Origin of the sequence: Hymenobacter terrestris, assembly GCF_013377905.1 — a bacterium.
In the GTDB taxonomy this organism is placed as follows: Bacteria; Bacteroidota; Bacteroidia; order Cytophagales; family Hymenobacteraceae; genus Hymenobacter; species Hymenobacter terrestris.
In genome coordinates, this window is the sequence record NZ_JABKAV010000039.1 from 1 (window position 1) to 25986 (window position 25986).

Here is a 25986-nt window from a genome sequence, read left to right on the forward strand (position 1 = left end):
CCCACCGCCGTTCGTGCTGCTACAATGGTTTTGTTCAACGATAATCGTTCAACGGCGGGCGGAGACAAGCCCCACCCCTACAGCGCCCTCCACAGTTTTGGTTGATCACTAACCTTCAATCACAGAATCTCCTTGGGGTAGCAGATATAGTGCTTTTCCACGCGCTGGCTCAAGGCCTTGATGTTGGGTAGGTCGGAGGCCTCGGCGGCGTTAACCACTTCGCCGCGCTTGGTAAGCACGTCGATGGAGTCGTGGCCGTCGGCGTCGTAGGCGTTGTTGCTGATGCGGCCGGCAATCATCAGTTGCGCAGCTTCGGCAGATGGCAGCTCGAAGCGGGCGGCAATGAGCTCCACAATGCCGAGCTGGAATTCTTCGTCGAAGGGGTCGGTCTGGAGCGTGATTTTGAACAAGTGCCGGTCGAGCAGGCTTTGGGCCAGGTAGCGCAACACCGTGTCGGGGTGGTCGGCCCAGAGCTTCACGGCGCCCCACACGTCGGTATCGTCGAGGCGGGCGAAGCGGCGCAGGATGGTGTCGTCGGTTTCAAACTGCTCCTGCGTAACGTTGCGAGTCAGGAAGAACTGCAGATTAGGCGAGGCGGGTACTTCGGTGCCGCCGCGTGCCAGGTCGCGGGCCCGCTGCATGATGCGAATCACCATCTGCTCGGCGCTGGTCACGGTTTTGTGCAGGTACACCTGCCAGTACATCAGCCGCCGGCTCACCAGAAAGTTCTCGATGCTGTACACGGCCTTCTCCTCCAGTACCAGCCGCTCGTCTACCACGGTCAGCATTTTAATGAGGCGGTCGGCGCCCGGGCGGCCTTCCTGCACACCGGTATAAAAGGAGTCGCGGTTGAGGTAGTCGAGCCGGTCCATATCGAGCTGGCTGCTAACGAGCTGGTGAAAAAAGGGCCGCTCGTAGGTGCCCTGGAAGATGGTAATTGCCAGCTCCAGCGCCCCATTGAACTCGGCGTTCAGCTTGCGCATAATGTGCAGGCTTACGGCCTCGTGGTGCACATCGTAAAAAATGCTGCGCTCCAGCGCGTGGGATAGGGGGCCGTGGCCGATGTCGTGGAGCAGAATGGCCGCCATGGCCGCTTCGCCCTCGGCGGCCGAAATTTTTACGCCTTTGTCTTTGAGCGTGCGCAGCGCCAGCGACATGAGGTGCATGGCGCCCAGCGCGTGGTGAAAGCGGGTGTGCAGCGCCCCCGGATACACGAACATCGTCAGGCCCAGCTGCTGAATCCGGCGCAGCCGCTGGAAGTATGTGTGCTCAATCAGGTCGAAGAGCAGCTCTGTCGGGATGGTGACGAAGCCGTAGACAGGGTCGTTGAAAATCTTCTTTTTATTCATCGGAAACTCGGGGAAGCGGCGGGTTTTCAGGTGGTTTTGCGGGGCTTAAAGCAGGGGATGCAAAACACACTGGCGGGCTCGATTGTATAGCTACGAAGACTCAAGCCGTTGATTTTTGGTTTCTTTACGGCTGAGTTGATCTGAAATAGCGTCAGCGCAGAAAAAATATAACAACCTAAAGGCAAGGATTGGGAGTAAAGCTACTTATGAAACCGCCGCCGCAACTTTTGCCGGCAGCCCGACATCTTTGAACTACCCGGCCGGCTCAGCTTTTTGGTCAAGGTAGTTTTCTTCGCGCCGGACAGCGGTCCGGGCTTTCTTGTGTAACTCTCAACCCGCCATATGCAATACAGTATCCTCTGGGCCGATGACGAAATCGACCTGCTTAAGCCGCACATCCTCTTTCTGAAAGAAAAAGGCTACGACGTAACCGCCGTTAATTCCGGTACCGACGCGGTGGAGGAAATCCAGGAAAAAACCTACGACATCGTCTTCCTCGACGAGAACATGCCCGGCCTGACGGGTCTCGAAACCCTCACCGAAATCAAGGCCCTGCGCCCCACCGTGCCGGTTATCATGATAACCAAGAGCGAGGAGGAGCACATTATGGAAGAGGCCATCGGCAGCAAAATTGCCGACTACCTCATCAAGCCCGTCAACCCGAACCAGATTCTGCTGGCCGTGAAAAAGGTGCTCGATAACAAGCGCCTCGTGAGCGAGAAAACCAACTCGGGCTACCAGCGCGACTTCCGCCAGCTGGGCATGCAGTTCGGCGACCGGCTCAGCCCCACCGAATGGGCTGACGTGTACAAGAAGCTGGTATATTGGGAGTTGGAAATAAACGAAACCGAGGGCAAGAGCATGGCCGAGGTCTTCAACATGCAGAAGGATGAGGCCAACACCTACTTCGGCCGCTTCATTCAGGAGAACTACGAGGACTGGCTGCACGGCGATGCCGATGCGCCGCTCATGTCGCACCAGCTGTTCAAGGAGCGGGTGTTTCCGCTGCTTAAGGAAACCGGCGACACGCCTGTTTACTTCATGCTCATCGACAACCTGCGCTACGACCAGTGGAAGGTGCTGGAGCCGATTATCGCGGAGATGTTCACCGTTGATCAGGAGGAAACTTACTACAGCATTCTGCCCACCACCACGGCTTACGCCCGCAATGCCATTTTCTCGGGCATGATGCCGGGTGAAATCCAGAAGAAATACCCCAACCTGTGGGTGTGGGACGACGACGATGAGGGCAAGAACCTGCACGAGGCGGAGTTCCTGGAAATCATGTTCCAAAAGGCCAACCAGAAGCATAAGTTCAGCTACCACAAGGTAACTAACCTGCAGGCCGGTAAGGATTTGCTGGGCAAAATGGCCAACCTGCACAACAACTACAAGCTCAACGTCATCGTCTACAACTTCGTGGACATGCTCAGCCACGCTCGCACCGACATGGCCATGATTCGGGAGCTGGCGGCCGATGAATCGGCGTACCGGAGCCTGACCAAATCGTGGTTCCTGCACTCGCCGCTGTATGAGATGTTCCAGCAGATTGCCGAGCGCAAGGGCAAGGTCATCATCACCACCGACCACGGCACGATTCGGGTGAAGCGCCCTTACAAAATTGTGGGCGACCGGAATACCAACACCAACCTGCGCTACAAGCACGGCAAAAACCTGGGCTTCGACGATAGCAAGGATGTGTACACGGTGCGTAAGCCCGACAACATCTTCCTGCCCCGCGAGAATGTGAGCACCGCCTACGTGTTCACGGTCGGCGACTTCTTCTTCGCCTACCCCAACAACTACAACTACTACGTGAACTACTACAAGGACACGTTCCAGCACGGCGGCATCTCCTTGGAGGAGTGCATCATCCCGTACGTTACGCTGAGCCCGAAAGGGTAGGGGTACTGAAGTGTTAGGTAAATCGGTGGCCGCTCTCGAAGAGTGGCCATTGGTTTTTAATTATTACAGCCATATGATACGAGCAGCTTTACTAGCAGTGGTATGTTTGGTTACTGCTTGCGGAGAAAACCCCCAATCACGTAGTGCAAACGTTGATTCGAGTGACGGAAGAACTCAGCAAGTTCCTCCACCCTTTGAAAGCAAAGGGCCTGGACGAGAATTTGCAGTTTTACCGGTTGCCGCAATTGATAGTGAATTGCAACCAGCGGTTATTTCTGAAGTAGAAGTCGACTCCATTTATGCCATTGTGCAAGTGGCTGTAAATGAATATAATACTAGTCATGCAGAGTATGGGCGGTCCATGATTAATTTAGACGATTATCGGCTACAGCTTATTGCTAGCACTACTGCAACTCAACAAAAGGAAGTGAGAGTAAATGCATTTTGCTCTGGCCCCTCGGTTAGCTGGAAAACTAAGCTACTACGGGTAAGTGACGGCGGTAACTGTTATTTCCGTATCAAGGTTAATCTGACGACAGGTACTTGGTCAGATTTTTCCATAAATGGAGAAGCTTAAAAGAAAAGGGCCGCCAGTTATGGCGGCCCTTTTCTTTTAAGTCTTAAACACAACGCCTTTTGCTTACCGCAACGCCTCCAAAGCCGCCCGCAGCCGGGGCAGCGCCGCCGCAATAGATTCGGCCGAAGCCCCGCCCACCGACATGCGGAACCACGGTGCGGTACCGTCGTTTCCGAAGGCGCTGAAGGGCACCAGCGCCAGCTTCGCCTCGCTGATAAGGTAAGAGGTTAGTTGCTGGGTGTTGTCGAGGCGCTGGCCGGCGGGCGTGGTGCGGCCCAGCACGTCGAGCCTAGCCGTGAGGTAGATGGCGCCCATCGGCACCAGCGAATCGACGGGCAGGCCGGCGGCTTTCATCGTTTGCAGGCCTTCATGCAGCAGGTTGAGGCTACGCTGTATTTTCTGCTTAAAGTCGGTCATGTACGCATCCACGGCTTCCGTTTGGGGCAGGTACTGGCCCACGGCTACCTGTTCGGCCTTGGGAGCCCAGGCACCTACATGGCCCAGAATGGCCTTCATCTTGTCGATGACCTTGCTGGGCCCGAAAGCGTAGCCCACCCGCACGCCGGTAGCGGCTAAGCACTTCGAGATGCCGTCGATGTAAATGGTGTAGTCGCGCAGGGCGGGGCGCAGGCTAACCGGGTCGTAGTGCTCGGTGGCGCCGAAGGTGAGGAGCCAATAAATCTGGTCGTAGAGTAGATAGAGCGGCTTTTCGTCGGGGCCGCGGCGCTGGTTTTCGGCCAGCACCAGGTCGCAGATGGCTTCCAGATCGGCGCGGCTGAACACGGTTCCGGTGGGGTTGAGCGGGGAGCACAGGGCCAGCATGGTAGCGCCGGCCAAGTGCGGTTTCAGCTCGGCGGCGGTGGGCATGAAGTTGTTTTCGGCCCGGGTTTCCACCATAACCGCCTTAGCGCCCGAGAGGTGGCAGTAGTGGTTGTTGTTCCAGCTTGGCACCGGAAACACCACCCGGTCGCCGGCATCAATCAGGGCCAGGTAAGTGGCGTAGATGAGCGGCCGCGAGCCGCCGGCCACCAGAAAATCGGAAGCGGCGTACTCCAGGCCCAGCCGGCTGGCGGTGAAGGCCGCGGCCGCCTCGCGCAGGCCGGCCATGCCGTTGGCGGGCGGGTAGTTGGTCTGCCCGGCCTCGTACGCTGCCATGATTCCGGTTTTCAGCTCAGTTGGAATCGGGTATTCGGCCGGGTCAAAGTCGCCGATGGTGAGGTTGCAGATTTGCTCGCCCCGGCGAATCATATCGTTTACCTCGTTGCCGATTTTGATGATTTCGGAGCCAATCAGGCCCGCGGCCATTTGCGAAACGTGCATGGTTGTGGGAGGATTAAGGGAAAGGAAGGTGAATAGGCTGTCATTCTGAGCGGAGCGAAGAATCTCGCGGGCAATAGTAACCTTGTCATTGGAAATTACTGTAGCCTGAGAGATTCCTCGCTCCCCTCAGAATGACAGTTTAGCAATTACTCAGTACTGCCTAAAAGTACACAACCGCTACGATTTTGGCCCCCCGGCCGGGCAGTGTACCTTTGCCACCATGCGCACGATTAGTATCCCCAGCCTCGCCGATCTGCCTGCCGCCGCCGCTCAGGTGCGGGCTGCCCTCGGGGGCCACACCATCCTCTGTTTTGAGGGCGAGATGGGCGCCGGCAAAACCACCTTTATCAAGGCCCTGTGCCGTGAGCTGGGCGTGGTCGATAAAGTCAGTAGTCCCACTTTCGCGCTCGTGAATGAGTACCGCACGGCTGCCGACGTGCCCGTGTACCACTTCGATTTTTACCGCCTCGATGAGCCTGCCGAAGCTGAGGGAATTGGCGCTTCGGAGTACTTCGATTCTGGTTATCTTTGCTTGGTTGAGTGGCCTGGCCGCGTGGCGCCCCTGCTGCCCGACCACCGCCTTACGCTCACGCTTACCGTCACCGGACCCTCATCGAGGGAATTAGTAATTAGTACTTACGAATGAACAATTACCCGGCTGTTGCCATGGCGCACATCATCAAGTGCGAAGAGGGTACATAACTGGTAAGGCCGTCATTCTTAATTATTAATTCGTGATTACTAATTAAATCAACATGCCCCAAGCAGTACCCTCCGGCTTCGAGTCGCTGGCCGCCAGCCGCGCCTACTTCACCCAGGAATCGATGCTGGCCGTGGAAACGCGCAAGCGGAAACTATTTATCGGGCTGCCCCGCGAGACTTCCCTGCAGGAAAACCGCATCTGCCTCACGCCCGAGGCCGTGAAGCACTTAGTAGAAGGCGGCCACGAAATTCTGCTCGAAAGCGGGGCCGGTGAGCCCAGCCGCTACTCCGACCACGCCTACTCCGAGGCCGGTGCCACCATTGCCTACTCGCAAAAGGAGGTGTTCGAGGCCGATATTATCCTGAAAGTGGCCCCCGCCACCTACGACGAGATGGAGTACCTGCGCGCCGGCCAGACGCTGATTTCGGCCCTGCAGTTTGGCACGCTCACGGCCGATTACATTACGGCCCTGCTACGCAAGAAAATCAACGCCATCAGCTTTGAGCTGATTAAGGACCCGAGTGGGGCGCGGCCGGTGGTGCGGGCCATGTCGGAAATTGCGGGCTCGACAGTGATGCTGGTGGCCGCCGAGTACCTGGCGGCCCGGGGCGGTGATGAGGGCAAGGGCATCATTCTGGGCGGAATTACCGGCGTGCCGCCCTCACAGGTCGTTATTCTGGGGGCCGGCACGGTGGCCGAGTACTCGGCGCGGGCCGCCATTGGGCTGGGGGCCGAGGTAAAGGTGTTCGACAACCACCTCTACAAGCTGCGCCGCCTCAAGCAGAACCTGGGCCAGCCCCAGCTCTATACCAGCACCCTCGATACGTTCGCCCTCAGCCAGCAAATGCGCCGCGCCGATGTAGTCATCGGGGCCCTGAACCCCGAGGAAGGCCGCATTCCGTTCATCGTTTCAGAGGAGGCCATTTCGCAGATGTCGCCCGGCTCGGTGCTGATTGACGTAAGTATTGACCAGGGCGGCTGCTTTGCCACCAGCGAAATAACCAGCCACGCCAAGCCCGTTTTCCGCAAGTACGACGTCATTCACTACTGCGTGCCCAACATTGCCTCGCGGGTGCCGCGCACGGCTACCAACGCGCTGAGCAATATTTTTACGCCTATCCTGCAGGAAATCAGCCAGCACGGCGGCGTGAACGAGGTGCTGTTCACCAACGAGCATTTCCGCTCGGGCGTGTACGCCTACAAAGGCTCGCTCACCAACGCCAGCATCGCCCGCCGCTTTAATATGCGCTACAAGGAGCTGGCGCTGATGATTGCCGTGCGCAACTAACGGCCACGGATTAGCGCAGGTTTCGACGGACTGCGCGGATTTCGGAGCCGGCTGCAACTGCTGAAGTTGATTCAGGCTCTTGAGAAAAACTTAGCTATCCGATTATGTCTAAGCTCCCTATTGTTTTTGCCGGTCTGCTGTTGGGCGTGGCTATGGGACCAAAAGCATGGGGGCAGTCGTTGCCACTAGGCGCCGATACAGTTGCCGTGCCGGTTACACTACCCAGCCTCAGCACCCTGCGCTACGACCATACCGATACATTGCGAGCCTTGCAACACTTGTTTATCAGGCGCTCCAAGGCTGTGCGGAGTTGGTTGGAAGGTGGTATAGCCATTGCAGCCACTGGTGTGGTAAAGAAGACGGCAGTAGCCACCACCAGTGAAGCCAAGCGCCAGGAACATGAAGCCTACTACGACGACTTGGAGCAGAGCGCTAACCAAGATTTGGTGGTTGGAACGCTGATGACGGGCTATGGGGTATTCCTCAACGCCCGATTTGGGCCGCGACAATACCAGCAGGTGGTAGCCGCCTATCAGCAGGGCGAGCCACTACCGCCCTACCTCACGCGCAAGCTGAAGACCAAGTACTTCCGGCTGTTGCCGCTGGGCAGCCGCCAGGAGCGGATCCAGGCCGTACGCTAGTAGCGGGCGGCGGCCATTTGCGCGGGCATTGCTCGGCTGACTTATTTCTCGCTCACCAGCCGGGCAAAGTCATCGTAGTTGCGGATGTAGTCGGCCTCATCGTACTGCTGGGAAGCCAGGCACATGAGCACGGCCCCGGGGCCGAAACGGATTTCGCGCCAGCACAGCGGCGGCACGTACAGGCCCTGCGTGGGCTGGTCGAGGCGGAAGGAGTGGCGCTGGCGGTCGGGTGTTTCTACCAGCAGTTCGATGGTGCCGTGGACAGCCACAATCAGCTGTTCCAGCTCGTGGTGTGCGTGATTTCCAGCCACTTTGGTGGTGGGCACGCCAGCCGTCCAGTACACGCGCTGCACCGTGAATGGCAGCTGTCCGCCCTCCGCGATAATCAGGTGGCCTAGTTCAGCAGAGCCAGTGGCAGGAAAATCGAGCAGGTGCGGAAGCGGCATGAGGAGCAGACGGGGGAGGAGCGGTGCCGGTTCGGGCAACCGGCGCCGGGCAATGCACAAAGAAACGAATAGCAACGGTAGCCTACAGTAGTTCAGCGCGGGAGCGAGATTCTTCGCTGCGCTCTGAATGACGTTCTTCCACTAACCACTAACCACTAACCACTAACCACTAACCCGGCCAGCAGCAGGGTTTTCCAGGCATCGAGCAGACGGCCTTCCTCCAGTAGCTTCTGGCCCAGTAGCACCAGTTCGTGGCGCTGGCGGGCGGAGTCGGTGGGGTGCTGGCTGAGGGTGTAGCTTACCAGGGGCTCGTGGCGGAAGGCGGCTACCTCGTCGGAAGTCGGGATGGATTGAACCTCGATATTGGCCAGGCGGCCCAGATTATTGCCGGTGAGCACCTCAGAGTTGCGGATGAACTCCGGGAGCTGGTCGATGCCGATGCCCAGGTTGCGGTTGGGCTTGGGTACTTCGAACAGGCTGCTGCCCGAGGCGCGGCAGTACCAGTCGCCGCCGAGGCGGGCAATGGCATCGAGCTTGAACGGGTTGATGCCCGAACCGGAAGGCAGTACGATGTCTTCGCGGAAATGGGCCATCACCACCCGGCAGATGATGAGGTTGCCGGCTCCGTTGTTCTGGCCCAGCTCAATTACCTGCTCCACCACGCACTCGAAGGCGGCTGGTGCCTCGGCCACGCGGGGTGGCCGTACTTTCTGGCTGGGCAGCTCCGTAAAACCGGCCTTTACGAACTCATTAACCCCTTTGCCATACTCGGTGCTGGATAGCGACATCTGCTCGACCATAGCGTAGTCGCAGATGTGGATGACGACTTCGGGTACCTCACGCACGTTTTGCAGCGTGTGTTTTTGGGAGTTGTCGCGCACCCGGTTGGCGGGCGAAAACACCAGGATGGGCGGGTTGGAGCCGAAGCAGTTGAAGAAGCTGTAGGGGCTCAGGTTCACGCTGCCGTCGGCCGCAATGGTGCTGGCGAAGGCCACGGGACGCGGGGCAATGGCACCCACCATGAAGGGGTGCAGCTCGGCGGGCGTGAGTTGGGCAGGGTCGATGGTGCGGAAGGACATGGGGCGAAGGTCGGAATAGTCGCGTAATTTCCGCCCGGCCGCCAGGTTCTGTTCCTTATGTCACCCAGCTTACCTAATCCTGCTATGTTGCTACGCCTGATTCTGCTCCTGCTACTTACCGTGCCGGCCCTGGCCCAAACTCCGGCCGATACGGCCCGGCTGCGCCGCCACCTCGTGGCCCTCACCACCACTACCCAGCCCCGTAATTACCAGCACCTAGCTAGTCTCAACCAAGCCGCCGACTACATTACCGCCGAGTTGGCTGCTGCCGGGGGGCGGCCCACTGCTCAAGCCTACGAGGTGCAGGGCCAGACCTACCACAACGTGCTGGCCAGCTTCGGCCCCGAAACCGGCGCACGGCTTATAATTGGGGCGCACTATGATGTGTGTGGCGAGCAGCCGGGCGCCGACGACAACGGCACTGGCGTGGCGGCGCTACTGGAGCTGGCGCGGCTGCTGGGCCAGCAGCCGGCGCTGCCCTACCGTATCGATCTGGTGGCCTACACGCTGGAAGAGCCACCTTTTTTCCGGACTCCGCAGATGGGCAGCTACGTGCATGCCAAGTCGCTGCACGAGGCCGGCGTGCCAGTGCGCGGTATGGTAGCCCTGGAAATGCTGGGCTACTACGACGACCGGAAGGGCAGCCAGCACTATCCTTTCGGCCCGCTGAAATGGGTGTATGGCAGCCGGGGCAACTACGTAACTGTGGCCCAAAAATTCGGGAATGGCCGCTTTGGTCGGATGTTCGCGCGGCGCTACAAAACGGCCGCCGCACTGCCCGTGAAGCGCTTTAAAGCCCCCGCGTGGCTGCCCGGCATCGACTTCTCCGACCACCTCAACTACTGGCACTTCGGCTACTCGGCGGTGCTGCTCACTGATACCGCCTTCTACCGTAACAAAAGCTACCACCAGCCTACCGACACGCTGGCCCGGCTGGATATGCACCGCTTGGCGCTGGCTGTGAATGCGCTGCTGGCCGTGGTGGCAGCTAGATAGCGCTGGCCGAGCGTCCCACCCACACCCAGCCATACGGCACTACCAAAAAGCTCCGCCCTTCTTCCAGCGTATGCACCCGGTGTGCGCCGCGCAGGAGCCGGGCGGGCCAGCCGTGGGGGAAGTCCTCGGCGTCGAGCCACTTATGCTGGCGGTGGGTGGTCTAGGCAAGCTGGTCGGCACCGGACAGCGCCCGGTACTCCGGGGGCAGGGGTGGCCCAGTTGGCACTGCGTCGCCAAAGGAGTTCTCGTACCACTCGATGCGGTTTTGGATGCCGACTACAACCTGGGACAGATAAGCAAAGTCGGGGTCGGCGAGCCAAACGGCGGCGTAAACCGGCTCGCTGAGGGGCGCAAGCTGCCGCTGCCAGTACTGAAGCGTTTTCAGCAAATAGGTAACGCCCAACTGCCGGACCACTTGCGGCAGCGGGTCGCGGGCATGCCGAAACCGGTGCAACGGCCCGAGCCCGAGCTTGGCGTAATCATAGTGGTAGCGCTGGAGGTGCGCTGCAGATACATCAGGCAGCAGCGCGCAGTCCCGCGCTGTAAGCCGCATCTTGCGGTCGAAGCCGCGCATCTTTTTCATGGAAGAAATATAACGACAAAAGCAAATAGTTGCTCAACTGCTATATCTTTACTAAATAGCTATAGCTTTAAGCAAATCGTTCTTCATCCGTGGTTTATGTCTCAGCTCCGCTGCCCCAAGTGCGAATCGATGGAAGCCACCAAAAGTGGTATTGTGGGCGGTAGGCAGCGGTATAAGTGCCGGAACTGCGGCTACCACTACTCGGTGGCCAAAGCCGGCAAGGAAACCAACCCGTACTACGTTATCAAGGCCCTGCAGCTGTATGTGGAGGGCGTGAGCTACCGCGAGATTGAGCGGCTGCTGGGCGTAAGCCACGTGAGTGTGATGAACTGGGTGAAGAAGTATGGGGTGAAGGCCCCACGGCAAACCGACTACCATCCCACGTATAAAATCCTCAATCAGAAAGAGCTGGCTGAGTTTTTTCAGAACCCCGACAATGTCAAAGGCTCGGGTATGATGATAACCGAGCTGGGCGATAAGTACATGCTGATTAAGTGGGAGCGGTTCCGGCAGGCCTGAAGCTATAGGGGTTTAGCAGAAGTATAGCCAGCGCGTGGATTTGCGGGCGGAGATTTTCTATTTAGGGATACCGGAGCGCGGCCGTTGTGGCTGAGGCTTGCGGGGTTGCCCTAGATCCGTCCCATTTCTCCCCACCCTATATGCGTAAAACTTGCTATCCACTGGCCTTTAGCGCCTTGCTGCTGGCCACTGCCGCCTCGGCCCAGGTGCAGCCGCCGCCCGCCGGCAACCAGCCCGCTCCTGCGCCCGCCCCCACGCCCCCATCCAGCACCAATCCAGTGCCGTCGGCTGCGCCCACGCCTTCGGCCCCAGTGTCGCCGTCCGTGGGCAGTGCAGCTACCCCCACGCCCACTGAAAGCGTACCCTACGGTGCCGGGATGAAGGTGAATATTTCTGCCGACGGTTCCAAGTACCTGCGCTTCATAAGCTGGCACCAAGTGTGGTCGCGCTATTCCGAAAATAATAGTGGTACCCTACGCGCGCCCGGCAAGCCGCAGGATAGCCAAGTGGATTTCGTGCTACGCCGTTCCCGCTTTATTATCCTGTCGCAGCTGAACCCGCGGTTTCTGGTGTACACCCACTTTGGCATCAACAACCAAACGGCTGTGAGCGGGGGGGTAAATCCCGCCGTGGACGGTAAGAAGCCCCAGCTTTTCATTCACGAAGCCGTGGTGGAATACAAAGTGAACAAGTACATGAACGTGGGCGCGGGCATGCACTACCAGAACGGTCTTTCGCGCATGACCCGGGCGAGTACGCTCAACTTCCTGACAATGGACGCGCCCATCACCAACTGGCCCGTCATTGAAGCCATCGACCAGTTTGCGCGGGGCATCGGGGTGTACGCCAAGGGCCGCGTGAGCAAGCTCGACTATGCATTCAGCGTGAACGAGCCATTCCTGACCAATCAGACTGGTGGGTTCAGCACCCCGGTGGGCCTGGGCCAGACAACGGGGACGGGTGCCGCACGGGTGAACACAGGCACCAATACGGCCCAATACAACCCGCAGGGCACCAAAAAAATCTACCAGGGCTACGTGAGTTGGGAGTTTCTGGACCAGGAATCCAACCTGATTCCCTTTAACGTGGGTACGTACCTAGGTACCAAACGGGTGTTTAACCTAGGCGGCGGCTTCTTCTACAACCGGGACGGCATGGTGTCCCGCCCTGGAGGCAGCACCCTAAACGCTACCGCCATCGACGCCGCGCTGGGCGGCGGGATTGGCTCCTATAGTAACCCTAACAATGGCACGCGGCTGCACGACATCGGTCTGTGGTCGCTGGATGCCTTCTTTGATACCCCCATCAACAAGGAGACCGGGACGGCCTTCACTGCTTACGCGGTGTACTACAATTACGACATGGGTCCGAACCACACCCGTTTCATCGGGCTTTCGAATCCGGGCTACGGCACCGACGCCCGCCGTGGCAACGCCGTGCCGCACTCGGGTACGGGCCACATTGGCTTTGTGGAGGCCGGCTACCTGTTGCCCAAAACCCTGCTAGGTCCCAAATTGCGCATGCAGCCTTATGCCTCACACCTGCTCGCCCGCTACGAAGGGCTGCGCACCACCGGCGGCGATATCAAGAATGTGAACATTTTCGACATTGGCTCAAACTTCTACATCGACGGCCACAACGCCAAGTTCACGCTCAACTACCGCCCCCGGCCCGATTTCACCGATGTGAATAACGTTAAGTACCGCTCCGAAATTACGCTGCAGACGCAGGTGTTTTTGTAGGCCCCGAGAAGTCGTTGTGAGCAGCGCGAAACAATCTGTTCGGGCAGAACGCGAAGCTAGACCAATCCACATCTTATAGACCTACGAGCACTTCTTTGTTGCTCCTGCTTCGTGCTCTGCCCGAACAGATTGTTTCGCGCTGCTCGCAATGGCAGTTCACCGCCTCCCCATTTCATCTCCAATTCCCTACTCTTATGGAACAGAACGTAAACCGGGGCGGCTCGGTGGCAACCCTCGATGCGTCCCCGGAGCACGACAACAACCAGGTTTCGAGCAGCAAAATCTGGCAGGTGATTACCGCTTCCTCGGTGGGAACGGTGATTGAATGGTACGACTTCTACATTTTTGGCTCGCTGGCTGCCATTATCGGGCCGGTGCTGTTCGGTACCACTGGTAAAATAGAAGACACTATTCTGGGGACGCTGGCCGTGTTTGGGGCCGGGTTTGTGGTGCGCCCGTTTGGGGCGCTCGTGTTCGGGCGCATCGGCGACATGATCGGGCGTAAGTACACGTTTCTGCTCACGCTGCTGCTCATGGGCGGGGCCACGTTTGCCACGGGCCTGATTCCGAGCTACGACAAAATCGGGGTGGCCGCGCCCATTATCGTAACGCTGCTGCGCCTGCTGCAGGGCCTGGCACTGGGCGGCGAGTACGGCGGCGCCACTACCTACGTGGCCGAGCACTCGCCCGACAAAAAGCGCGGCTACTACACGTCGTTTATTCAGACGACGGCCACGGTGGGCCTGCTCATCAGCATAATCGTCATCATTGCTACCCGCAACCTCATGGGCGAAGCCGCCTTCAAGGAGTGGGGCTGGCGCATTCCATTCCTGCTGTCGGGCGCGCTGGTAATTGCTTCGTACTACATCCGGCTCAAGCTGCACGAGTCGCCGCTGTTTGCCAAGGCCAAAGCCGAAGGCACTACTTCTAAGAACCCGTTGCGCGAGTCGTTCGTGAACCCCGTGAACCGCCGGCTGGTGCTTATCTCGCTGTTTGGTGCCACAATGGGCCAGGGCGTGGTGTGGTACACGGGGCAGTTCTACGCCTACTCGTTCATGCAGAATACGCTCAAGCTCGATATTATTGACGCGGCCCTGGTACTGTGCGCCGCCCTGATTCTGGCCACGCCGTTTTTCGTGTACTTCGGCGGCCTTTCCGACCGCATTGGCCGCAAGAAAATCATCATGATGGGCCTGCTCTGCGGGGCTCTGTTCACCATCCCGATTTTCTACGGCATGAAGGCCTTTGCCGGCCCGCTCACCGAAACGGTGGCTGCCACTGTCGACGCTACCGGCAAGGCCGTACCCGCCGTCATGAAGGCCCTGAACCCGCAGCTGATACCGATGACGGCCCTGGTTTTCTGCTTGGTTCTCTTCGTAACAATGGCCTACGGGCCGATTGCCGCCTACCTCGTCGAGCTGTTCCCGACCAAGGTGCGCTACACCAGCCTCTCGTTCCCGTACCACATCGGCAACGGTATTTTCGGCGGCTTTGTGCCCCTTATTGCCACGGCCCTCACGCTGTGGGCCGCCGGCAAACCCGACGGCACGTTTCTGAAGATGTGGAGCAGCTACGCTGGTTTGGTTTACCCGGTAGCCATTGCCTTAATCTGCTTCATTATCGGCTCCATCTACATGAAAGACGTGCGCAACGTCAAGCTCATGGATAACGAGCCGGGCGAGGCAGCCGCCTAGCCGGGCCGCGCGGCCACCGCAAATCCGCCGGGCCGTTGGTTCGGCGGATTTTGCTCGCCCAGCAGGCTGGTAGGCAGTGAGAGGGGTAACGGTGCTGGCACGCGGCGCTACTTCAGCTTTGCTCTGTCCAGCAGCATACTATCCATTTATGCGCGTACTTGAAAGCGCCACCTTCCTGCCACGCCATGCTGAACCCCCAACCCTCCGAACAGCGGCCTGAGCCACGGCGCGGGCAGCGGCTGCTGTTTCTGGCGCTACTGTTCGGGGTGCTGCTCAACTTCCCGCTGCTGGGCGCCTTCAGCCTCGATGCCCGCGTGGCCGGCATCCCGGTGCTTTACCTCTACGTGCTGCTGGTTTGGGCCGCTCTGGTTGCTCTCACGGGCTGGTTGGTGAAGGGAATTAAGAATTGAAAAAGCAGAATGTCATGCTGAGCATGTGGCGCTTAGAGCCAGTGTCCGAAGTACCTCTACCGCTTCGTTGGATTACTACCGCAACAAAGCGGTAGAGATGCTTCGGCAAGCGGACGCCAGATGAAGCATGAAGTTCTTTTGACTTTGTAAACAGCTTCAGCGACTCAAACTGTCAGATTCTTAACTCAGAAAGCATGTCCCCGCTGCTGGTAATCGGTTTTTCGTTTGGTTACCTCGGGCTGCTGTTCGGGTTGGCGTATGCGGCCGAGCGGCGGGTGGCGGCGCGGCGCAGCTGGGTGAGCAACCCCTACGTGTATGCCCTGAGCATGGCCGTTTACTGCACCGCCTGGACGTATTACGGCTCGGTAGGCCGGGCCGCGCATTTCGGGCTGGAGTTCGTGGGCATCTACCTCGGCCCCACGCTCATGGCGCCGTTGGCCTGGCTGGTGCTGCGCAAAATCATCCGCATCTGCCGCGCCCAGCGCCTTACCTCCATTGCCGACTTCATCTCGGCCCGCTACGGCAAAAGCGCCAGCCTGGGCGCGCTGGCTACCGTGGGCTGCGTGCTGGGCGTGGTGCCCTACATTTCGCTTCAGATCAAGGCCATTGCGGCCTCGTTTGAGATGCTCACCCACGGGCCAAATGCGTTGGGGCTACCCGTTGAGAATGCGGCGGCCGTAACGTCGGCGTTTTACACCACCGTGGCGCTGGCTTTCTTCACCATTGTGTTTGGGGTCCGCTCCGTTGAGGCCACCGAGCGGCACGAGGGCATGGTGCTGGCCGTGGCCGTCGAAAGCCTGATGAAGCTGGTGGCCTTTCTGGTGGCCGGCCTGTTTGTTACCTACGGGCTGTTCAACGGCTTTGCCGATGTGTTCGAGCGGGCCGCGGCCGTGCCCGATCTGCGCCGCCTGTTTACGCTGGAAGGAGCCGGCACCACGCCCGGGCAGTGGCTGACGCTGCTGCTGCTGAGTATGTCGGCTATCCTGCTGCTGCCCCGGCAGTTTCAGGTGAGCGTGGTGGAAAACGTGAACGAAGACCACCTGCGCAAGGCCATGTGGCTGTTTCCACTCTACCTCATCATCATCAACCTGATGGTGCTGCCGCTGGCTTTCGGGGGCCGCCTGCTCGATGGCGCCGGCCTCCTCGATGCCGATATGTATGTGCTGGCGCTGCCGCTGCAGGCGGGCCGGCCCTGGCTGGCGCTGTTCATTTACCTGGGTGGCCTTTCGGCGGCCAGCAGCATGATTGTGGTGGAAACCATTGCCCTGAGCGTGATGATCAGCCACCACCTGCTCATGCCGCTGCTAGTGCGCGGGCCGGTGGGGCGGGAGCAGGGGCCGCGCTGGTTTGCCCGCCTTGGCCAGCTGGCCCTGCACAGCCGCCGGCTGGCCGTGGTACTGGTGCTGCTGCTGGCCTTCGCCTACTACGCCGCCGTAGGGCATCTGCTGCCGCTGGTAAACATCGGCCTTGTTTCGTTTGCTGCGGTGGCGCAGTTTGCGCCCGTGGTGCTAGGCGGCCTGTACTGGCAGGGCGGCACCCGGGCCGGGGCCACGGCGGGCTTGCTGGCCGGGCTGCTGCTGTGGCTCTACACGCTGGTGCTGCCTACCGCCGTAGAGGCAGGCCTGCTGAATGATACCCTGCTACTGGAAGGGCCGTTGGGCCTGGGCTGGCTGCGGCCGGGGGCGCTGCTGGGCCTCACGGGCCTCGATCCACTTTCGCACGGGCTTTTCTGGAGCTGGTTTTTTAATGTGGGGCTGTATGTGGGCGTGTCGTTGCTGGGGCGCGCCCCTTCGGCGCTGGAGCAGCGGCAGGCCGAGCTGTTCGTGCACGTGTTCCGCCAAGAACCGGGCTTTGAAACCGGCCCGGCTGGCTGGCACAGCGCCGCCACGCTGCCCGACGTGCGGGCGCTGCTGACGGGCTTTCTGGGAAAAAAGCGCACGACGCAGGCCCTCGGCGCTTTTAAGGAACACTTTCCCGGCCACCCGGCCCAGCCTGACAATGCCTCGGGCCCAGCTGTGCCCGCCGACCCGCGGCTGCTGGCCTACGCCGAGAAGCTGCTGGCCGGGGCCATTGGGCCGGCTTCGGCCCGGCTGCTGCTACGCTCCTCGGTAGGAGGAGTCGAGGAAATTACCTTTGATAATGTGGTGGTTATTCTGAAAGAAAGCCAGCAGCTGCTCGAAGCCAACCGCCAGCTCCAGAAGCAGCAGCGGCAGCTGCAGGCCCTCACCAGCCAGCTCCAGCAGGCCTACGACCAGCTTAGGGAGCTCGACCAGCATAAGGACGAGTTCCTCTACACCGTTACCCACGAGCTGCGCACGCCCCTGACCAGCATTCGGGCGCTATCGGAAATCCTGAGCGACAACCCCGATCTGGAGGAGGAGGAACGCCACCGCTTTCTGCACACCATTACCCGCGAGGCCGAGCGCCTGAGCCGCCTGATTGCGCTGGTGCTCGATCTGGAGAAGTACGAGTCGGGCACGGCGCGCCTCGACAAAGCGCCCCTCGATGTGGCCGACATCATCACCGACGCTCTGGAGGCCGTGGGGCCACCGCTGCGCGCCAAGCACATTCAGCTGGACCTGGCCGTGCCGCCCGGCCTGCCCGCGCTGCCCGGCGACCGGGACCGGCTGATGCAGGTGCTGGTAAACCTGTTGAGCAACGCCATCAAGTCGTGCCGGGCCGATGGGACGGGGCGCATTGCCGTGGGCGTGCAAACTACCGCCGGTGGCCTGCTGCTGTGGGTGCAGGACAATGGCAAGGGCATTGCGCCCGAGTTCCACCACCTGCTGTTCGACAAGTTTTACCAGGCCCAGAACCAAACCACCCGCAAGCCCGAAGGCACGGGGCTGGGCCTAGCCATCACCAAAAAAATAGTGGAGCTGCACGCCGGCCGCATCTGGGTGGAAAGCGAAACCGACCAGGGTGCCCGGTTTTCGCTGGAGCTACCGCTTACTGCAGTTGAAAGCAACCAGTAGCATGTGAAACACCTTCCTCAACCAGCCCATCCCGATACCTCCGCCCCGATAAATACCTGAATTAATCTGCGTGCCTCTGCGAAACCCTCCGCGCTACTCTGCGGAAAATTATTAAAGACCCTCTGCATGAATACTACCCCGCATATTCTTATAGTCGACGACGAGCCCAATATTGTGATGTCGCTCGAATTTCTGATGCGTAAGGCCGGCTACCGCGTCAGCATTGCCCGTAATGGCAGCGAGGCGCTGGAAGCAGTTGGCCAAACGCCCTTCGACCTGATTCTGCTTGATATTATGATGCCCGATGTGGATGGTTATGAGGTATGCCGGCAGGTGCGCCGGCACCCCCGGCAAGCCGGCACGCGGGTGGTGTTTCTGAGTGCCAAAAGCAAGGAAGCCGATCTGCAGCAGGGATATGAGGTGGGGGCCGACCTCTACCTGACCAAGCCCTTCAGCACCCGCCAGCTGATGGCGAAAGTAAAAGAGCAGCTGGCAGCTGGCAGCCAGTAAGCCCAAGCCGCCGTCCGGCACCGTTCTGCACCCACTCACTCCAAACGCCCCCGCCCATGCCCACCTACGCCGCCGACTACGCTGCCAGCCTCGCCGATCCGGTTGGTTTCTGGGCCGGGCAGGCTGCCCGCCTGAGCTGGCAGCGCGACCCGCCCCGGCCGGTACTGAGCCAGGACGAGGACACCGGCTTCTACCGCTGGTTTCGGGGCGGCCAATTGAATACCAGCTGGCTTTGCCTCGATTTCCACGTAGCCAACGGCCGCGCCAACCAGCCCGCCCTGCACTACGACTCGCCCGTAACCGATGTGCGCCGCAGCTACACCTACGCCGAGCTGCTCGACCTGACGGCCCGGCTGGCCGGGGGCCTGCGCGCACAGGGCGTTGGGCAGGGCGACCGGGTGCTCATCTATATGCCTAACATGCCCGAGGCGGTGGTGGCTATGCTGGCCTGTGCCCGGCTAGGCGCGGTGCATTCGGTGGTGTTTGGGGGTTTTGCGCCGCCCGAGCTGGCCGTCCGCATCGATGATGCGCAGCCCCACGCCATCATCTGCGCCTCGGCTGGCATGGAAATAGACCGCCCAATACCGTACCTGCCGCTGGTGCGCGAGGCGCTGGCGCTGGCCACCCATCAGCCAGCTTGCGTAGTAGTCAGCCAGCGCGATTTTTGCCCCGCCGAACTGCCCGAAATAGCTGTTTCAGCAAAAAGCGAAACGCGGTTCATAGACTACCGGGAGCTGCTGCAAGCCGCGCCGGTGGCAGCCGTGCCGGTTGATGCTACGGCCCCGCTCTACATTCTGTATACCAGCGGCACCACTGGTCGGCCCAAGGGCGTGGTGCGCGAGCATGGCGGGCACGCCGTGGCTTTGCGCTACAGCATGGGCGCCGTGTACGGGCTGCAACCGGGCGACACTATGTTCAGCGGCTCGGATATTGGTTGGGCCGTAGGCCATAGCTACATCGTGTACGGGCCGTTGCTGCTGGGCGCTACCACGGTGCTGTTCGAAGGCAAGCCCGTGCGCACGCCCGATGCGGGCACGTTCTGGCGCCTGTGTGCCGACTACGGCGTGAACGTACTGTTCACGGCTCCCACCGCCATTCGCGCCATTCGCAAAGAGGACCCCGAGGGCCGGCTGGCCCGGCAGTTCGATTTGCGCCGGCTGCGCCACCTGTTTCTGGCGGGCGAGCGGTGCGACCCCGCCACCTACAACTGGGCCGGCGAGCTGCTGGGCATCCCCGTGGTCGACCACTGGTGGCAAACCGAGTCGGGCTGGCCCATGCTGGCTACCTGCGTAGGTTACCCCGATGCGCTGCCGGCCCGCGCCGGCTCGGCCGGCCACCCGGTGCCGGGCTACCAGCTCGAAATCCTCGACGAGGAAGGCCAGCCCGTACCGGCCGGCACCACCGGACTGGTAGCGCTGCGCCTGCCGCTGCCGCCCGGCTGCCTGCCTACGCTCTGGCAGGATGATGCCCGCTTTCAGCAGGCCTATCTCGACCAGTTTCCGGGCTACTACATATCGGGCGATGGGGGCTACCGCGACGCGCAGGGCTACTGCTACATTATGGGCCGGGTTGATGACGTGATAAACGTAGCCGGCCACCGCCTGAGTACCGGCGAGTTGGAAGAGGTGCTGGCCGCCCACCCGGCCGTGGCCGAGTGCGCCGTGCTGGGCCTCTCCGATGAGCTGCGCGGGCAGGTGCCGGTGGGCCTAGTGGTACTCAAAGATGGCCAGGCGCTGCCCGAAGCCGAGCTGGAGCAGCAGCTTATTCAGCTGGTGCGCAGCCGGGTAGGGGCAGTGGCCTGCTTCCGGCAGGCGGCCGTAGTGGCGCGGCTGCCTAAAACGCGCTCGGGCAAAATACTACGCAAAACCCTGCGCCAACTCGCCGACGGCGAAGAATTTACGGTACCTTCCACCATCGATGACCCTGCCATCCTCGACGAAATACGGGCCGTGTTATACCAGCGCGGCATGTTGCGGGGAAGCGGTCAGACCTGACCCCTTCTCCGCAACATGCGCTGAGTCCTCCGGGAGAGAGGAGGCCTGATGGTCTGGCCGTCACTGTCTTACTTTTAGCTTTCTTGTCTCTTCGCCCTTCTTACACTCGACTTTAGTTTCTTCTAACCTACCTGCCTTGTCTGGTTCTCTCTCCCAGAGGGGAAGGGGCCGGGGGTGGGATAACCTCGAACATACGACCGATATGCCCACTTCCACAACCCCGCAGCACGCCCGCATCCGTACCCTCGAAGAGTACCACGAGGCCTACCACCTCAGCACCCGCCACCCCAACGAGTTCTGGGCCGCGGTAGCCGAGCCCTTTACGTGGCGCCGCAAGTGGAGCACCGTGATGGAGTCCGATATGACGGCCGGCGAAACGACGTGGTTTGCGGGGGCGCGGCTCAACATCACCGAAAACTGCCTCGACCGCCACCTGACCACCCGGGGCAACAAGCTGGCCCTCATCTATGAGCCCAACGACATCAAGGAGCGCCACCTGCGCCTGACCTACCGCGAGCTTCACCAGCGCGTGTGCCAGTTTGCCAACGTGCTGCTGAACAACGGGGTGGAAAAGGGCGACCGGGTATGCCTCTATATGCCCATGATTCCCGAACTCACCATTGCCGTGCTGGCCTGCGCCCGTATCGGGGCGGTACACTCGGTGATATTCGCCGGCTTCTCGGCCACCGCTATTGCCGACCGCGTGAACGATGCCCAGGCGAAGTTGGTGATAACGTCGGACGGCTTGAACCGCGGGGCCAAGCAGATTCCGGTGAAACGGGTAGTGGATGAGGCCCTCGAAACCTGCCCCTCGGTGCGCAAAGTAGTGGTAGTGGAACACCTGGGCTGGCCGGTGCAGATGGAGGACGAGCGCGACGTCTGGTACCACGAGGAAGCCGAGGATGTGGCCAAAACCTGTCCCGCCGAGGAGATGAAGGCCGAAGACCCATTGTTTATTCTTTACACCTCGGGTAGCACCGGTAAGCCCAAGGGCGTAGTGCACACCACCGCCGGCTACATGGTGTGGGCCGACTATACCTTCCGCAACGTGTTCCAGGTAGAAGAGAACGACGTGTTCTGGTGCACCGCCGACGTGGGCTGGGTAACGGGCCACACCTACCTGATTTACGGCCCGCTGCTGGCCGGCTCTACCACCCTCATGTTCGAAGGCATCCCCACGTACCCCGACGCTGGGCGGTTCTGGGAGGTAATTGACAAGCACTCGGTGAGCGTCTTCTACACCGCGCCCACTGCCATCCGCGCCCTCATGGCCGAGCCCCTCGACAACGTGCTCAGCTACTCGCTCGACTCGCTGCGCGTAATCGGCTCGGTGGGCGAACCCATCAATGAGGAGGCCTGGCACTGGTACAACGAGCACGTGGGCAAAGGCCGTTGCCCGCTGGTAGACACTTGGTGGCAGACCGAAACCGGCGGCATCATGATTTCGCCGCTGGCCGGTATTACGCCCTCGAAGCCCACCTACGCCGGCCTGCCGCTGCCCGGCGTGTGGCCCGTGTTGCTTCGTCAGGACGGTACCGAAATCGAAGGCAATGAAGAGGAGGGCTACCTGGCCATCAAGCAGGCCTGGCCGGGCATTATTCGCACCACCTGGGGCGACCATAACCGGGCCGTACAAACCTACTTCGCGGCCTACCCCGGCTACTACTTCACCGGCGACGGCGCCCGCCGCGACGCCGACGGCCTCTACCGCATTATTGGGAGGGTTGATGACGTGATTAACGTGAGCGGCCACCGCTTCGGCACGGCTGAAATCGAAAATGCTATCAACCAGAACCCCAACGTGGTGGAAAGCGCGGTGGTCGGTTACCCGCACGAGGTGAAGGGCCAGGGCATCTACGCCTACATCATCTGCCGTGAAGGTGCCTGCAAAAACGCCGCCGACGAGCCCCGCATCGAGGCCAGCGTCATCGAAACCGTGGTGGCCGAAATCGGTAAAATAGCCCGCCCCGATAAAATCCAGATCGTGACGGGCCTGCCCAAAACGCGCTCGGGTAAAATCATGCGCCGTATCCTGCGCAAGGTAGCCGAGGGCGAAACCTCCACGTTGGGCGATACTTCCACGCTGCTCGACCCGGAGGTGGTGGTGGAGATTATAAAAGGCGCGAAGTAAGGTGGCGGCATATATAAGCGTACCGCTGACTTAAATTTGATGTGCTGACGTCCGTTGCCGCTACTCCCCCGCGGGAGCCCCGCTAGTGTGGGGGAGTAGTGGCAACGGACGTCAGCGCGTTGAGGATCGGGTGGCCTGGCAGGTACGGCTACCTCAGTCACGCCCGATAGGCTGGCACCAGCCACTCCGTCTTCCATGCTTACTTGTGGCGCATACAGTGGCCGCAAGCAAGCAGCCCTATCGTTTTACTTTAGTGCTGGCAGCAGAGGAATGTCCTGATTCTGTGTCCTGATTGGTGGGTTACTCCGGGCTCCACAGGCGGGCTACGTGCAGGCTGCGGAGCAGGGTGTTTTTCTTGCTTTGGTGGGCCTCCATGCGCCCCAGGATGCCGGTCAGCGTCTGCACGGCGGTTACAATGCGGGGGCCTTTGTTTAGCATAACGCACTCTGCCCGGCTGCCCATGGCGGCGTCGGTAATTTCGGCCCGCGCTGGCATACCGCCGCTGGCCAAGCTTTCCAGCACCTGCGTGGCCCAGATAGCGGGTACGTGCGCCGCTTCGCAGAGCCACAGTATCTCTTCCTGCACCTCGGCCAGCCGCTCGAAGCCGCACTCCACGGCCAGGTCGCCGCGGGCAATCATCACGCCGCAGGTTTCGGCCTGCATAGCGCGCAGCAACAGGTCGGGTAGCTGTTCGAATGCCCGTCGGGTTTCGATTTTAAGCACAATGGGCAGCACCCGATCGGTGAGCCGGTGCAGGTGCTGGCGCAGCAGCGTTATATCCGCGGGGCTATTGACGAAGGAGAGCTGCACGGCATCAGCGTGTTGGGCGATGAATACCAGGTGCTGCAAATCCGTTTCCGTTAGGGCCGGAATGGAAAGCTGGCTGTCGGGCAGGTTGATGCCTTTGTCGTTGCGCAGCTTGTCGCCCTCGGCGCGGGCCTGCACTATGCGCACCTGCACCGCCTGCGCATCTACGCGCTCCACCACGCCCCCAATTTTGCCATCGTCGAACCAGATACGCTCACCCGGCTGCACCGAATCGAATACTTCGGGCAGCGTGCAGCCGATAACTGCCGGCTCGGCAGCGGCCGTGGGGTGAGGCGGGGCCGGTTCGATGCGGTCCTGGCTATCGAGGGGCTGGCGGGTGAGTAGCAGCTGGTCGTTGGGGCGCAGTAGCAGAAATGAGGACTTGGCAGATATCCCATGCGGACTGGCCTGCGCTCTGGCAGCGCCAGCAAAAACGGTGGAAGGGGTGATGTAGGCCGTTTTACGCAGCTCCGCCCAGCACCCGTTCGCCTCCACACGCACTACGCGTAGCTTCCGACGGGCCCCGCGAGCATCCTTAAACGATACGCGGCTGCCCACCCGCAGGCCCTGCAGCCAGGCCGCCGGAAAAACCAGGGTGTCAGCCGAGGCCGGGTGCTGCTGGGCTGCCAGCCACAGGCGGGCGGGGGCTGTAACTCGGCCCATGACGTCGCGGCTGGGGTTCACCTTCAGCACGGGCGGCGCGGGCGGCAGGCCCTGGGTGCGCAGCTTAGGGCCGGCCAGGTCCATGCTTACCCGGCAGGTTTTGCCCAGCTCCTGCTCGGCGCGCCGCAGGTGGGCAATCATCAGACCCCAGGCCGTGGCGTCGTCGTGGGCGCAGTTGATGCGCATACAGTTCATTCCTTCGCGCAGCAGATTCCGCACCAGCTCGTAGTTGCCGGCCGCCTCGCCGGGCATGGTTACCATTATCCGGACGTTGTGCGCTGCCGGTGCCGGACCCAGGCAGGCGTTGCTATGCTCGGCCAGCCGCTGCGGCCCTCCCTCAAAATCGGGGGTGGTTTCGGGAGCAGGAACAGCGGTGGCCGGCTCAAGCAATGCCTGCACGATGGCCAGCACCGATTCAACGGTGGCCAGCGCGTGGGCCTCGGCGCGGCCCAGCGACGAGAGGCCCAGCGCGGCAAGGCGTTGCTGCAGGTCGCGCCGGTCGTGTTGGCGCAGGGCCAGGTAGTGCAGCAGGTTGTGGGCGCTGGACCGAAAGCCCGGGTGCACAGCCTGCAGCTGGTCGCTGGCCTGTTCGGCCAGGCGCAGCATGTCGGCGCGCAGCGTGGTCAGCTCAGCCAGCAGTTCGGTTAGCGCGGGCGCATGGCGTCGGGCATAGGGGAGGTGCTGGACAGGTTCAGGCATAGGAGAGCAGCAATTACCGCGGGTACCGGAATTGGTGAGCGGTCGGGAGCGGGGCAGCCGCGGGCGGCGTGTCAGCTCAAGGAGGGCATCCAGTCGGGTACGCCCGGGCCGTGGGCGGGCAGCAGCAGTACCGGCACCGATGAGCCGCGCAGCACCTGCGCCGTTACGCTACGATGGAACAGCCGGCCCAGAAAGCTGCGGGGGCGCGCAATCAGAATCAGCAAGTCGGCCTGCAGTTCGGCGTGGGCCCGTAGAATGGTGGCGGCCGGGTCGTCGGCGTCGTAGAGCTGCGGGGCTGTGGCCGATGGCATCAACTGGCGCAACGGCTCGCCAACCCGCATATACTGGCCTGCGGGCTCTGCTTCCCCGTCCAAAGCCGGCCGGACATGCACCACCGAAAAATCTGCTTGCCAGCTTGCCAGCAGCGGGGCCAGGGCCAGGGCGGCTTCTCCAAATGCGAAGTGCTCGCCATCGACGGCTACCAGCACGCGGCGCGGCATAGCGGGCGGCGGGCCGGCTTCGGGCACCAGCAGCAGCGGCCGGTGAGTGGCCCGCAGCACCGGCAGGGCTTGGTTGTTCAGCAACTGATCCAGCAGGCCCGGCTCGGCGCTCAGGCCCATAGCCAGCAGCAGCGGATGGAAACGAGTAATAGCCTGCTGTACGGCATCAGTCAGGGGGGGCATCAGCACCGATGCGCCGGCTGCCACGGGCAGGTCTTCGGCCAGCTCCTGTAGGGCAGCGTCGGCATCGGCCTGCAACCGGGCTACGTAGGGCATCGGAACAAACGCCAGCTCCGACGACAGCATCGGCGCCTGGCAGACGTTGACCAACTCCAGCCGCACCTGCCGCGGCGCGCCCAGCAGGGCTGCGTAGTGCGCGGCGCGCGCGGCTCCGGCAGACAGATCGACGAAGACGACAAAGCAGGGATGCATAACTAAATCAGCGGAAGAGTGTA

21 protein-coding genes are annotated in these 25986 nt (G+C 61.2%); 14 read left to right on the forward strand and 7 right to left on the reverse strand.

What is annotated here, in order from left to right; genetic code table 11:
- Nucleotides 1–119 precede the first annotated feature (119 nt).
- The gene (locus HW556_RS12580; RefSeq protein ID WP_176900400.1) at nucleotides 120–1349 is read right to left on the reverse strand and encodes an HD domain-containing protein; all 1230 of its coding nucleotides are present in this window, start codon (nucleotides 1347–1349) and stop codon (nucleotides 120–122) included.
- Between the two features lie 342 nt (nucleotides 1350–1691).
- Here HW556_RS12580 and porX point away from each other — a divergent pair, with 342 nt between their 5' ends.
- Nucleotides 1692–3254 (forward strand): T9SS response regulator signal transducer PorX, encoded by a 1563-nt coding sequence (porX, locus tag HW556_RS12585; protein WP_176900401.1) that lies wholly within the window; start codon nucleotides 1692–1694, stop codon nucleotides 3252–3254.
- Nucleotides 3255–3279: 25 nt separating this feature from the next.
- Entirely contained in the window at nucleotides 3280–3831 is a 552-nt protein-coding gene (locus HW556_RS12590; RefSeq protein ID WP_176900402.1) for a hypothetical protein, read from the forward strand.
- A gap of 63 nt (nucleotides 3832–3894) precedes the next feature.
- On the opposite strand, the gene HW556_RS12595 is transcribed toward HW556_RS12590, so the two are convergent.
- The gene (locus HW556_RS12595; protein ID WP_176900403.1) at nucleotides 3895–5151 is read right to left on the reverse strand and encodes a pyridoxal phosphate-dependent aminotransferase; all 1257 of its coding nucleotides are present in this window, start codon (nucleotides 5149–5151) and stop codon (nucleotides 3895–3897) included.
- A gap of 220 nt (nucleotides 5152–5371) precedes the next feature.
- Between HW556_RS12595 and tsaE the strand changes: the two genes are divergently transcribed.
- From tsaE to HW556_RS12610, 3 genes are all read left to right on the forward strand, one after another.
- Nucleotides 5372–5797 carry a tRNA (adenosine(37)-N6)-threonylcarbamoyltransferase complex ATPase subunit type 1 TsaE gene (tsaE, locus tag HW556_RS12600; RefSeq protein WP_176900404.1) on the forward strand — a complete coding sequence of 142 codons (426 nt, stop codon included), beginning with the start codon at nucleotides 5372–5374 and terminating at the stop codon, nucleotides 5795–5797.
- A 109-nt stretch (nucleotides 5798–5906) separates the two neighbouring features.
- The gene (locus HW556_RS12605) at nucleotides 5907–7142 is read left to right on the forward strand and encodes an alanine dehydrogenase (protein ID WP_176900405.1); all 1236 of its coding nucleotides are present in this window, start codon (nucleotides 5907–5909) and stop codon (nucleotides 7140–7142) included.
- Nucleotides 7143–7246: 104 nt separating this feature from the next.
- The gene (locus tag HW556_RS12610; protein ID WP_176900406.1) at nucleotides 7247–7783 is read left to right on the forward strand and encodes a hypothetical protein; all 537 of its coding nucleotides are present in this window, start codon (nucleotides 7247–7249) and stop codon (nucleotides 7781–7783) included.
- A 41-nt stretch (nucleotides 7784–7824) separates the two neighbouring features.
- Here the strand turns inward: HW556_RS12610 and HW556_RS12615 are convergent, their stop codons facing one another.
- Both HW556_RS12615 and HW556_RS12620 read right to left on the reverse strand, forming a co-directional pair.
- Nucleotides 7825–8229 (reverse strand): sugar 3,4-ketoisomerase, encoded by a 405-nt coding sequence (locus tag HW556_RS12615; protein ID WP_176900407.1) that lies wholly within the window; start codon nucleotides 8227–8229, stop codon nucleotides 7825–7827.
- A gap of 155 nt (nucleotides 8230–8384) precedes the next feature.
- Nucleotides 8385–9308: a flavin reductase family protein gene (locus HW556_RS12620; RefSeq protein WP_176900408.1), complete on the reverse strand. Its 924-nt coding sequence runs from the start codon at nucleotides 9306–9308 to the stop codon at nucleotides 8385–8387.
- 84 nt (nucleotides 9309–9392) lie between these two features.
- Between HW556_RS12620 and HW556_RS12625 the strand changes: the two genes are divergently transcribed.
- On the forward strand, nucleotides 9393–10304 hold the full coding sequence (locus HW556_RS12625) for a M28 family peptidase (protein WP_246289637.1): 912 nt from the start codon (nucleotides 9393–9395) through the stop codon (nucleotides 10302–10304).
- A gap of 160 nt (nucleotides 10305–10464) precedes the next feature.
- Here the strand turns inward: HW556_RS12625 and HW556_RS12630 are convergent, their stop codons facing one another.
- A complete protein-coding gene (locus HW556_RS12630; RefSeq protein ID WP_176900410.1) occupies nucleotides 10465–10887 on the reverse strand; it encodes a hypothetical protein in 423 nt (140 codons plus the stop codon).
- A 96-nt stretch (nucleotides 10888–10983) separates the two neighbouring features.
- Between HW556_RS12630 and HW556_RS12635 the strand changes: the two genes are divergently transcribed.
- The 8 genes from HW556_RS12635 to acs all read left to right on the forward strand — a co-directional run bounded on the left by HW556_RS12635 (nucleotide 10984) and on the right by acs (nucleotide 22862).
- The gene (locus tag HW556_RS12635; RefSeq protein ID WP_116939988.1) at nucleotides 10984–11406 is read left to right on the forward strand and encodes an IS1/IS1595 family N-terminal zinc-binding domain-containing protein; all 423 of its coding nucleotides are present in this window, start codon (nucleotides 10984–10986) and stop codon (nucleotides 11404–11406) included.
- A gap of 140 nt (nucleotides 11407–11546) precedes the next feature.
- Entirely contained in the window at nucleotides 11547–13148 is a 1602-nt protein-coding gene (locus tag HW556_RS12640; RefSeq protein WP_246289638.1) for a hypothetical protein, read from the forward strand.
- 194 nt (nucleotides 13149–13342) lie between these two features.
- The gene (locus HW556_RS12645) at nucleotides 13343–14842 is read left to right on the forward strand and encodes an MFS transporter (RefSeq protein ID WP_176900411.1); all 1500 of its coding nucleotides are present in this window, start codon (nucleotides 13343–13345) and stop codon (nucleotides 14840–14842) included.
- 185 nt (nucleotides 14843–15027) lie between these two features.
- Entirely contained in the window at nucleotides 15028–15252 is a 225-nt protein-coding gene (locus HW556_RS12650) for a hypothetical protein (RefSeq protein ID WP_176900412.1), read from the forward strand.
- Nucleotides 15253–15446: 194 nt separating this feature from the next.
- Nucleotides 15447–18227, forward strand: a complete 2781-nt coding sequence (locus HW556_RS12655; protein WP_176900413.1) for a sensor histidine kinase — start codon at nucleotides 15447–15449, stop codon at nucleotides 18225–18227.
- 126 nt (nucleotides 18228–18353) lie between these two features.
- A complete protein-coding gene (locus HW556_RS12660) occupies nucleotides 18354–18737 on the forward strand; it encodes a response regulator transcription factor (RefSeq protein ID WP_176900414.1) in 384 nt (127 codons plus the stop codon).
- A gap of 56 nt (nucleotides 18738–18793) precedes the next feature.
- Nucleotides 18794–20731 (forward strand): AMP-binding protein, encoded by a 1938-nt coding sequence (locus HW556_RS12665; protein WP_176900415.1) that lies wholly within the window; start codon nucleotides 18794–18796, stop codon nucleotides 20729–20731.
- A gap of 202 nt (nucleotides 20732–20933) precedes the next feature.
- The gene (gene acs / locus HW556_RS12670; RefSeq protein ID WP_176900416.1) at nucleotides 20934–22862 is read left to right on the forward strand and encodes an acetate--CoA ligase; all 1929 of its coding nucleotides are present in this window, start codon (nucleotides 20934–20936) and stop codon (nucleotides 22860–22862) included.
- Nucleotides 22863–23162: 300 nt separating this feature from the next.
- Here acs and HW556_RS12675 read toward each other — a convergent pair whose 3' ends face one another.
- Nucleotides 23163–25031 carry a pyruvate kinase gene (locus HW556_RS12675; RefSeq protein WP_176900418.1) on the reverse strand — a complete coding sequence of 623 codons (1869 nt, stop codon included), beginning with the start codon at nucleotides 25029–25031 and terminating at the stop codon, nucleotides 23163–23165.
- Nucleotides 25032–25102: 71 nt separating this feature from the next.
- Nucleotides 25103–25963 carry a universal stress protein gene (locus HW556_RS12680; RefSeq protein ID WP_176900420.1) on the reverse strand — a complete coding sequence of 287 codons (861 nt, stop codon included), beginning with the start codon at nucleotides 25961–25963 and terminating at the stop codon, nucleotides 25103–25105.
- Nucleotides 25964–25986: the final 23 nt, after the last annotated feature.